At 58.7% G+C, this 8,577-nt stretch carries 8 protein-coding genes; all 8 read right to left on the reverse strand.

From position 1 onward, the window contains the following. Nucleotides 1-121: 121 nt before the first annotated feature. The 8 genes from AB5405_RS09085 to AB5405_RS09120 all read right to left on the reverse strand — a co-directional run bounded on the left by AB5405_RS09085 (nucleotide 122) and on the right by AB5405_RS09120 (nucleotide 8,259). Nucleotides 122-841, reverse strand: a complete 720-nt coding sequence (locus AB5405_RS09085) for a GntR family transcriptional regulator (protein WP_271747344.1) — start codon at nucleotides 839-841, stop codon at nucleotides 122-124. Between the two features lie 219 nt (nucleotides 842-1,060). Next, the gene (locus tag AB5405_RS09090; protein WP_099432583.1) at nucleotides 1,061-2,068 is read right to left on the reverse strand and encodes a YitT family protein; all 1,008 of its coding nucleotides are present in this window, start codon (nucleotides 2,066-2,068) and stop codon (nucleotides 1,061-1,063) included. A gap of 355 nt (nucleotides 2,069-2,423) precedes the next feature. Beyond that, nucleotides 2,424-3,053, reverse strand: a complete 630-nt coding sequence (locus tag AB5405_RS09095) for an HAD family hydrolase (protein ID WP_161115153.1) — start codon at nucleotides 3,051-3,053, stop codon at nucleotides 2,424-2,426. Nucleotides 3,054-3,210: 157 nt separating this feature from the next. Further along, a complete protein-coding gene (locus AB5405_RS09100; protein ID WP_347478033.1) occupies nucleotides 3,211-4,194 on the reverse strand; it encodes an SIS domain-containing protein in 984 nt (327 codons plus the stop codon). Nucleotides 4,195-4,392: 198 nt separating this feature from the next. Then, on the reverse strand, nucleotides 4,393-5,226 hold the full coding sequence (locus AB5405_RS09105; RefSeq protein WP_035136780.1) for a PTS system mannose/fructose/sorbose family transporter subunit IID: 834 nt from the start codon (nucleotides 5,224-5,226) through the stop codon (nucleotides 4,393-4,395). 13 nt (nucleotides 5,227-5,239) lie between these two features. Beyond that, complete coding sequence (locus AB5405_RS09110; RefSeq protein ID WP_055310098.1) at nucleotides 5,240-6,034, reverse strand: PTS mannose/fructose/sorbose/N-acetylgalactosamine transporter subunit IIC; 795 nt, start codon at nucleotides 6,032-6,034, stop codon at nucleotides 5,240-5,242. A gap of 36 nt (nucleotides 6,035-6,070) precedes the next feature. Then, nucleotides 6,071-6,994: a PTS sugar transporter subunit IIAB gene (locus AB5405_RS09115; protein ID WP_368138258.1), complete on the reverse strand. Its 924-nt coding sequence runs from the start codon at nucleotides 6,992-6,994 to the stop codon at nucleotides 6,071-6,073. Nucleotides 6,995-7,176: 182 nt separating this feature from the next. Next, nucleotides 7,177-8,259 (reverse strand): DMT family transporter, encoded by a 1,083-nt coding sequence (locus AB5405_RS09120; protein ID WP_022095163.1) that lies wholly within the window; start codon nucleotides 8,257-8,259, stop codon nucleotides 7,177-7,179. Nucleotides 8,260-8,577 lie beyond the last annotated feature (318 nt).

Consider the following 8,577-nt stretch of genomic DNA (forward strand, 5'->3'; position numbering starts at 1 on the left):
GAGGAGGGAAGCGTACTTCGGTACGCGACCGACGATTGAACGTCAGATTGCCGCTTAGGGGCGTTTGCAGCGTCGACAGGTCCGTCGTTCGTCAGAACGGCGGAACCAGCCCGAACCAACCCTACATAACCATAACGTAGCGCGATCCCACGTAGTACTGCTTACCCATCAGGACCGGCTCGCCATTGGGACCGGTAAAGCTGGCACGCAGATTGAGCAGTGGATCGTGCGGGGCAATGCCCAACTCGGCCGCCTGCTCGGTATTGGCACGAACGGCCTCGACCGTGCGGTAGCCAACCGAGACAATCGGCGTTCCGCCAACACGCTCGACCTCGGCAAAAATCGACTTGTCCTCAAGATCGGCCGTCAACAGCTCACGGTAGGCGTCAAACGGCACAAAGATGTTCTCCTCAAAGATGGGCTCGCCGTCGGCTGTACGCACGCGCTTGATGTGCAGCAGCAGCGCGTCCTTCTGCAGGCCAAAGAACTCCATCTCGTTTTGACGTGCCGGCACAATCTGGCGATCGACCACATGTGCGCCCGCCTTCATGCCATTATCGGCACACAGCGCGGTAAACGTCTGCAGCGTCGAAGCGTGGAACTGGCGGTTGATGTGCGGCGTGGAGACAAAGGTGCCACGGCCCTGCTGCTTAACCAGGTAGCCATCGGAGCACAGCTCCTCGACGGCGCGGCGCACCGTAATGCGGCTCACGTCGTACTGCTCGGCTAGCTCAAGCTCGGACGGAATACGCTCCTTGGGTGCATAAACACCTTTCTCGATCGCGTCCTTGATTTCGTCGTAAATCTGCTGGTAAAGCGGTGCATTTTTGGGCGCAGGCATATCTAATCACTCTTATCGGAATATCGAAATAACTAATACGTATATAACGTCTAGTTTCATGTTACCTCATATTGATAAAACGATACACCCTCCCTACCAAAAAGCGACAGCTTCTTTTTGGTAGGTTTTATCTTGGCAAACGAGAGCCTCCCGAAAGCAGCGAGGCTTTCGGGAGGCTCAAGCGGACAGGATTGGCCAGGCCGGCAAAATGCCAAAACCCTACTTGCCGTCGTCCTGCTGCAGGCTGTCCTGCTCGCTGAGGCGCGCCTGCCTGCTGGCCATGCGTGCGGGCTTGTCGGGATCGGGAACGGCCGTGGGCATGGGCTCGTCGACATGACCGCCCCACCAGCCGCCCACAAAGTTGAGCGTGTGGAACACGTTGATCACGGCCCCGGGATCAATGTCGCACACCAGCTTGATAATGTCCTGGCTCTCGTAGGTCGATACAACGGCGTGCAGCAGGTACATCTTCTCGCGGCTGTATCCGCCAATGACCTCGGCGCAGCTAATGCCATGCTGAAAATGGTCAACATAGGCGGTCATGACCTCGTCCGCCTTGCGCGTCGTGATCTGCAGCGTCACGCGGTCGTAGCGACGATAGAAGCTGTCGATGGTCTTGGTCGAAATAAACTGGAACACGATGGAGTACGCCGCCTTGTCCCAGCCAAACATAAAGCCAAAGATCGCCAGGATAAAGCAGTTGAAACCAAAGATGACGCCCCAGATGGTCTTGCCCGTGTGGTTGGAAACCCACAGCGCGATAAAGTCGGTACCGCCGGTGGATGCGCCGGACTTAAGCGCGATGGCAGCGCCCAGACCCGAGACCACGCCGCCAAAAATGATGAGCATAATCTTGTCGCCCAAAAACGGTGCGAAGTGAAAGACGTTGAGGAACAGCGATGAGAGCACGACCTGCATCATCGAGAAGATGACGAAGCGCTTGCTAATGCCGCTCCAGCATAGGAGCGCCACGGGAATGTTGAGCGCGAGCATACCGAGCGAGATGTCGATGTGAACGCCGCCGAGCGAGGTAACGCGATCAAGCAGGACCGCGACACCGGTGAGACCGCTCGGAAGCAGGTCGGCGGGCTGAATGAACGCCTGGATCAGAAATGTCTGGAGAACGGCAGAAATTGTGACCGCCACGGCGGTAATAGCGCGGCGGACGATGGTAAGGCGGCCGAGCACGAGCACGCGGTCCGTGAGCTGATCGATGGCGTTCGCCACGTAGGCTCCTTTCGAAGGCAGATGTAGTTGTGGGGCATGCCCGCGATTGTAGCATGGAGCGTACGGGGGCGCTTCAATCCACTCTCCCTCGACAACCAAAACGGGGCCAGCAGCCCCCACGACCAAAGACCCAAATTACAAGTGAGTAGACTTTACGCGACCTGCAGAGCACACCCAAAACCGCCACCCCTGTGACCTGCGGTTTTACTAAAGCAGATGCACTTTGTGCTCGGCCTGCGCCAAAGAGTCTACTCACTTAGCCCGAATCGAAGCCAAACGGATCAAAATCGAAACCAAATTGAGCCAGTCCACCGCAAAAAACGTTTGAACCCGTGCTTCTCGCGGCGGATTGACACTACAAAGCGGCCAAAATGTCGGTCAGATTATCGATAACGGCATCGGCTCGCGATTGATCGAGGTTGACGCCCTCGTGCGGACGCAGCGCCAGGACGCGGGCGCCGGAGCGCTTGCCGGCCTCGATGCCCAAAGGCGAGTCCTCGATAACCAGGCATTCGGCAGGCTCCACCCCCAGCGCCTCCATGGCACGCAGGTAGATCTCGGGGTCGGGCTTAAACGCACTGCACTCGTGACCGCTGATGGTGTAGTCCAGCACATCGGCGATACCGGCAATCTCTACCAGCTCGTCAATGAGCTCACGATAAGACGAGCTCGCGATGGCACACTTCACGCCGCGCTCGTGCAGTGCGCGCATCACCGGCTCCGTCTGCTCATTGAGCAGCTCGGCATACGGAACGGGATGGTCCGGGCTATAGACCTGCTTGTACTCCACGCGCAGACGCTCGCGCAGCTCAACATCGTCGGGCACCAGCGCCTCCCAAATGGCCGGCTCGTTAGACCCCGAAAGATCGGGAATCTCGTCAAAGTGAAAGCCCTTCTCTTCCATAAACGCCACGCGGCGGCGGTTGTAGAACCACTCGGTATCGACCAGCACGCCGTCCATGTCAAACAGCACTGCCTTGATCATACGCATCTCCTCCCACCTGCCAAAAAGGGACAGGTTTATTTTGGTAGGTTTTATCTGGGATTTGCGACGCGACAGACACGCCCCCCAGAGCAAAAAAGGGGACGGGGCGCAAACCCCATCCCCTCTCAATCAACCCGTAAGGTCTACTTACTTGTGATTAGTAGGAAAGCTTCCACATGTAGCGACGCATGGTCAGCGGGTGCTGACGGGCCTCGGCGATCTGGTTGCCGTACTCGCGCATAACGGCGAGGTGCAGCAGCGGGTTGAAGTAGGTGACGACGCTCGCGGGCACGGCGTCAGCCAGGCCGTAGTCCTTGGAGTCGATCAGAGCGACCTTGGCGCCCATGCGCTCAAGGAAGGTGAGGGCGCGGGCGTCCATCGGACGGGTAGCGCCATCGGACATGAGGAAGACGTAGGGCTTACCCTCGGTGGAAACCTCGAACGGGCCATGGAAGTACTCGCCGGTGTTGTAGGCAGCGGCGTCGATCCACTGCATCTCGGTGAACAGGAAGGCGGCGTTAGAGTAAGCCATCTTCTCGGAGGCACCGGAAGCCATGAAGTAGATCATCTTGTCGTCCTTGAAGTCCTCGGCGAACTTCTTGGCGAGCTTCTTGCAGTGCTGAGCGGCGTTCTCGCAGAGCTCGAAGACGTTGGTGAGGCCGGTGATCATGTCCTCGTAGTGGTCATAGCCCTCGGTCTGCTGAAGGATCTCGAGAGCAAGAGCGATGGCATAGCCGGGCTTCTCGCACTTGGCAGCGTAGTTGGCGTGGAAGCCGTGAACGATAACGTGGTCGGCGTCGACGGTCAGAGCGGAGCCAGCCTTGTTGGTGAGGGAGACGACCGGGCAGTTGTGCTTCTTGGCGGTCTTGTTGGCCTCGACGGTCTCGGGCGTGGAGCCACCGAGGGAGCAGGTGATCACGAAGGTGTGCTCGTTGACCCAGGAAGGCGTGTCGTAGTTGAACTCGTTAGCGGTGAAGATCTGAACGTTCAGCTTGTCCGTGTTGTTGGCCAGGAAGTACTTGGCGGGGTAAAGGTCGGACATGGAAGCGCCGCAGCCGACGAAGGCGACGCTGTGGATCTCGTGGTTGGACAGGACGTCAGCGACGATCTGCTTAGGGAGGTTAAGGTCGATCTCGTACATCTGACACATTCCTTTCGATTTTTGCGGCGCCACTTTGCCGGACGCACGCAGGGTTACCGTGATTTGGACCGAGTCACCGGCCCGTTGAGGATGCGACAAAGGAGCTGTCCCATTGACACATTTAGGGATGGAAGCCTGCCTGGGGTATGGGATGTCAGGCAGGCTCCCCGGGGAAAGCGGTTAGACGCTTGGTCGCGACTAGGCCAGGATGCCGGCCGCGGAGAGGGCGATGCCGCCCACGATGGCGATCACGAGAAGCCAACCGGTGTTGACGTTCTTCTTGATGAGCCAGTACATAAGGCCAGTGAGGCCAAGGGAGATCATCTGGGGCATCATGCCATCCAGGATGTCCTGGATAACGACGGTGCCCTCAGCGAACTGCAGCGGGGTGGTGGCGCCGATCAGCGTGGCGATCATGCCGCCCACGGACATAAGACCCACGATGCCGCAGACATACATGAGCTTCTCCATGAGGTCGCCGCCCTGAAGCTTGCTCAGGTACTCGTGGCCGCCCTGATAGCCCATCTTGGCTGCGAACCAAGTGATCAGCACAGAGGGGACGATGGAGATGAGCATGGCCAGGATCGGGCCCATGATGGAGCCCTGCTGAGCCAGCTGAACGCCCAGACCAAAGGCGATAACGCGGATGGTGCCCTGGAAGAAGGAGTCACCGATGCCGGAAAGCGGACCCATGAGGGAGGTCTTGACCGCGTTGATCGAATCGGGATCGAAGTTCTCGGGATCCTTGGCGTACTCCTCCTCCATGGAGGCGGAGAGGCCTAGGATAAAGGCGCTCGTCTGCGGGGTGCAGTTGTAGAACGCCATATGACGGTGGTAAGCCTCTTTCTTAGCAGCGAGCTGCTTGGGGTCGGACTCGTCCGGATAGAGACGATCGAGCGTGGGAACCATGCCGTAGAGGAAGCCCATGTTCATCTGACGCTCGTAGTTCCAAGAGGCCTGGATGGCCCAGGAGCGCCAGAAGAACTGGCTGACCTTCTTGTTCAGGGACACGTCCTTGGTTGCGGTTGCCATAGTGTGTTCCTCCTTAGTCTTCGTCGTCTTCGAGCGGATCGTAGTCGGAATCGACACCGGCGGCTGCATGGGAACCGTTGAACTTGAAGCCCATGAAGACGACAGCCAGGCACACACCGATCAGAGCGACCGCGATGACGGACAGGTTGAGGTAAGCGGCGAGCAGGAAACCGATGAACAGGAACGGAGTCATACCCTTCTTGATCATCATGGTGAGCAGCAGGGCCAAGCCGTAGGCGGTCATGATCTTGGTCGAAACGTTAAGACCAGTGGACAGCCACTCGGGAACCATGTTGACGATGGCCTGAACCAGGTCGGTGCCGACAAAGACGGCAAGGAAGATCGGCAGGAAGTACATGACGGCGTACAGACCGGAGCCGGCGCAGATGTGCATACGGTAGGCGGTCTTGAACTTTCCGTTATCGATCGCGTTATCTGCCACATGGGTGAGGGCGGCGATGATGGAGCGGAACACGATGCCGAGGAGCTGACCCAGGACGGCGACCGGGATGGCGATCGTCATGGCGGTCTCGGCGGAAGCATCGGTCAGGCACGCAAAGGCAGCGGCCACGATGCCGCCCAGGACCATATCGGGCGGAACGGCGGCGCCGACCTGCACCAGGCCCATGGACACGAGCTCGACGGCGGCACCGACGGCAAGACCGGTGGGCACATCGCCCAGCAGCAGACCGACGAGCGTAGCGCCAACGAGGGGCTGCTCGAAGTTAAGACGACCGAGCAGGCGGGAGTCCCACATGCAGAACACGCCGACGAGGCCGACGAGCACCGCACTGATGAACGTATTCATACCCTTCTCCTTTCAGTCAGGCAAAAGCCTGGTTGATTACAGCTTGGCGTCGATGTCGACGCTCTGATACGTAGGGGTCTGCTGGACATAGAGCTTGATGCCCATGTCGAGCAGCTGGTTGACGTCGGCCTTCTGGGTGGCGTCGAGGAAGACGGAGCTGTCCTTGCCGCCAATCTGATCGGCACCGTCGTGGTTGGCGGTGGCGCCCAGGTTGATGGCGTCGAGCTTGTAGCCCTGGCAGAACTGCAGCATCTCGGCCGTGTTGCCAAAGACGAACATGACACGCTCACCGAGGGTGTTGAGCTTGTCCATCTTGGCGAGGGCACGCTCGACGGTGAAGACGTTCAGGCGCACGCCCTGGGGCTTGGCCAGCTTAAGAGCGCCCTTCTTGATGTCATCGTTGGCGGCAGCGTTGTCGACGACGATGATGCGCTCGGCCTGAACCTTGGTGGTCCAGGTAAAGACGACCTGGCCGTGCAGCAGACGGTAGTCAAGACGTGCGAGGACGATCTTGGCGGGACCGGAGCTGTGACGGGATGCCTTGGTCTTCTTGGCAGGAGCCGCGGCGGCCTCGACCGGTGCGTTGGGGTTGGTCAGACCGGTGCGGGCCTCGTTGATGAGGGCTGCGAGCTCGGCACCCTTGACGGGGACGGGGCTCATAGCAAGCGTGAGCGCCAGCGGGATGTTGAAACCGCTGACAACCGTGAACTTCGTGCCGTTCTTGGAAAGCTCGACCATGTTGTTGTTGACCGAGCTGCCGAGCATATCGGTCAGCACATAGACGGTGTCGTCCGCGTTGAACGTGGCGATCATGGCGTCCACCTTATTGGTGATGGGCTCCTTGTCGTCACGAGCAAGCGACACGACGTGGACGTTCGACAGGTCGCCGAGAACCATCTCGAGTGTGTCTTTGGCGCCTGCGGCCAGGCCGCCATGAGATGCGAGAATGATCTGATTCATCTTGCCTCCTCCTTTTCGTTATGGTCATTATAACGTCTTATACGTTGCGGATATTGCTAATTAGTATAAAGACCGTTCGCGGGTGAAAATCGACCGTTGACGGGTTTAACGTACTCGAAACGTTGGTGCAGGACAGGTCAGCGCTGGCTTGGCGGTGCCCGATCAAGCGCCCCGCTCATCCCCTATCGCACAAAGTACCAGGGGCTTTCCTGCACGGTGGGCTCCAGCGCGATGCCGGTGCGCTCCTTAAACAGATCCATGTCCTGCGATTTTTCGGTCCACCACGCATTGGGCTTAAAGGTCATGCTCTCAATGACATGACCGACAAACACACTGTTGCGCAGCTTGGAGAAGTCGGTGTTCATGATCAGGATGGACGCGAGCACCAGCACAATGCCCAGAACCTTGATCGCACCGGCGGGCTCGGCATAGACACCAATGCCCACCAGTACGGTGACGACCGTCTCGAAAGACATTACGACGGGAACTTTCGATGTCTCGAGCCCCATGGACAGACCCTGCATATATAAGATGTAAGCCACGGCTGTGGGGATGAGTCCAAAGCCAAGGAACAACAGCAGCAGCTGTGGCGACATTGCCGCGGCGACATCCGGCCACGGAGCCGCGATAGCTGCCATAACCGCACCGCCAAATACAAAGCCCCAAAACGTGACAGCAAGCGGGTGGACCGTCTTGGTTGCTATCCGGCTAAACACCGCGAGCGACGCACCGCAAAGGCCTGCAATCACGCCCGATGTGACGCCCCAAACCGAAAAATGAAAACCGGAAAGGTCGCCATTGGTCACTGCAAGCACGCAGCCAACGATGTTAAAGACAATGGCAACGAGCTTGTTGGGGGTCACGTCCTCGCGATAAAGCACGCGGCCGAGCATGACGCCAAACACCGGTGAGGTGTAGAGCAGCACCGAGGCCGTGGACATGCCCACCTCGCCCATGCACTCGTAATAACAGGTGTTGGCGGCGGCCAGACCGACGATACCGACAAGCGCGCAGGGAACAAGCTCTTTAGGGCTTGCCTTGAACAGGGCCAGCGGACCCTGAGCCACGGTGGACCCCTCACCCGGACGGCAGCCCATAAACATCAGGACCGGCGCCAAGATAAGCGCTCCGACCAACAAGCGAAAGGCAGCCATGCTCTGGGACGAAACGCCCATGGCCGAGATGCCGTTTACAAAGATTCCGATGCTGCCCCACATAAGCGCGGCGATCAGCACCAGCACATAGCCCAGATTGCTTTTCTTCAACGCAGCCTCCTCGGTATTGTTTCCAATATGTTTCACACTACGTTATAGTCGTTATATACATTTTTCAAGACACAAATCGGCGAGCGGAAAAATCTGCTCCCCACATACTCATTGGGTAGTCATTGGGGACGCACTTAAATGACTGGTCATTCAAGAACGCCCCCCAACGACTAGGACTGTCCCCAACTGCCGGCAGAAAAGGAACGTTCCCAACGTCTAAGGCGCCGCTGGTTGAGCATAAGTCAGACACTATGACCCAATCCGAGGGCACGGAAACGACAGGAGCCCCCACTCGTGACCGCGGGTCGGGGCTGCGAC

Origin of the sequence: Collinsella aerofaciens (assembly GCF_040920445.1) — a bacterium.
Taxonomy (GTDB): Bacteria; Actinomycetota; Coriobacteriia; order Coriobacteriales; family Coriobacteriaceae; genus Collinsella; species Collinsella aerofaciens_BH.

What these genes read in the sequence shown, in the direction of transcription:
- AB5405_RS09085 (WP_271747344.1), bottom strand. Translation starts at nt 841, where the DNA reads ATGCCTGCGCCCAAAAATGCACCGCTTTACCAGCAGATTTACGACGAA.
- AB5405_RS09095 (WP_161115153.1), bottom strand. Translation starts at nt 3,053, where the DNA reads ATGATCAAGGCAGTGCTGTTTGACATGGACGGCGTGCTGGTCGATACC.
- AB5405_RS09100 (WP_347478033.1), bottom strand. Translation starts at nt 4,194, where the DNA reads ATGTACGAGATCGACCTTAACCTCCCTAAGCAGATCGTCGCTGACGTC.
- AB5405_RS09105 (WP_035136780.1), bottom strand. Translation starts at nt 5,226, where the DNA reads ATGGCAACCGCAACCAAGGACGTGTCCCTGAACAAGAAGGTCAGCCAG.
- AB5405_RS09110 (WP_055310098.1), bottom strand. Translation starts at nt 6,034, where the DNA reads ATGAATACGTTCATCAGTGCGGTGCTCGTCGGCCTCGTCGGCGTGTTC.
- AB5405_RS09115 (WP_368138258.1), bottom strand. Translation starts at nt 6,994, where the DNA reads ATGAATCAGATCATTCTCGCATCTCATGGCGGCCTGGCCGCAGGCGCC.